The 1445-nt window shown below is 74.0% G+C and carries 1 protein-coding gene; it reads left to right on the plus strand.

The features are described from left to right. Window positions 1-1339: AAA family ATPase (locus ACXJKL_RS21040; protein WP_457208940.1), on the plus strand; the 1339-nt coding region annotated here is incomplete at its 5' end. Between the last annotated feature and the right edge of the window lie 106 nt (window positions 1340-1445).

Below are 1445 nucleotides of genomic sequence, written 5' to 3' on the forward strand. Positions count from 1 at the left end.
CGTCATCGGAGACCTCGAGGCGCTAGTGGCGGAGGACCCGCTCCGCGAGGAGCGCTGGCGCCTCCTCGCCCTCGCGCTCTATCGCGCGCACCGCCAGGCGGCGGCGCTGGCGGCGCTGCGTCGGGCCCGCGAGGTGCTCGCCGACGAGCTGGGGGTCGACCCCGGTCCTGCGCTCCGCTCGCTCGAGGCGGAGGTGCTGGCCCAGTCACCGGACCTCGACGCTCCCACGCCCGCGATCGCGGTCGCGGAGGACGCCACCCGACGGGTCCCGCGACCTCGGACACCCGACGGGCTCGTCGACCGGGAGCGCGAGATGGCCGTCCTGCGCACCATGCTCGAGGAGCTCGGGGCCGGGGTCTCCGGCTGCCTGCTGATCGAGGGCCCGGCCGGCATCGGCAAGACCCGCCTGCTGGACGAGGTACGACGCGTGGCCGCTGCGGCCGTCGTACCGGTGGGGTCGGCGCGGAGCAGCGCCCTGGAGCAGGGCTTCGACTACGGGGTGGTCCGGCAGCTCTTCGGCACGACGGTCGACGACGTCGTACGCCGGGAGGATCGGTTCGCCGTGCTCCGCGGTCTGTGCGAGGTCACCACCCAGCTCGCCGAGACCGCCCCGTTCGTCCTGTGCGTGGACGACATCCAGTGGAGCGACGAGGCATCCCTGCAGTTCATCGCCTACCTGCTGAAGCGCCTCGAGGGACTCCCCGTACTGGTCGTGCTGGCGATGCGCACCGGTGAGACGCACCAGTACGACGACCTGCTGGCCGACATCGCCGGCAACGAGGCGGTCTCGGTGCTGCACCCCGCGCCACTCACGCAGGACGGCACGGCCGCCCTGGTCACCGACCGGCTCGGTCGCGGCGCCGACACGTTCGTCGCCACCTGCCACCGGATGACCTCGGGCAACCCGCTGCTCCTGCGCCAGCTGCTGCGCGCGCTGGCCGACCAGGGTGTGCCGCCCGACGCCGCCCACGTCGACACCGTCCGGGCGGTGGGGTCGCGGGCGATCACGTCCCTCGTGACGCTGCGGCTGCGTCGCATGCCGGCGGCCGTCACCACGGTCGCGCGCGCGGTGGCCGTGCTCGGTCCGGCGGCCGACCTGAGGACGGTGACCGACCTGTCCCAGCACTCGGAGGAGGACGTCGCGGGCGCCCTCGACGTCCTGGCTCGCAGCGAGATCCTCGTCGACGGCCAGCCGCTCGAGTTCGTCAACCCACTGGTGCGCGACGCGATCCACGGCGACATCCCCGCGGGCGAGCGTGCCCTCCTGCACGAGCGGATGGCCCGGCGGCTCAAGTCATCCTCAAGTCACCCCGGCGATGCTGGCGTGCCCAGCCCATGAGGTGGTGACCGTGCCCGAGCCCACGCCCCTCCCCACCGCGGACGCCGAGGCGCTCCGCGGGCTGGCCGGCGGTGCCGTCCACCTGCCCGGGGACACCCTCTACGAC

The sequence above is a fragment of the Nocardioides sp. P5_C9_2 genome (assembly GCF_054049555.1).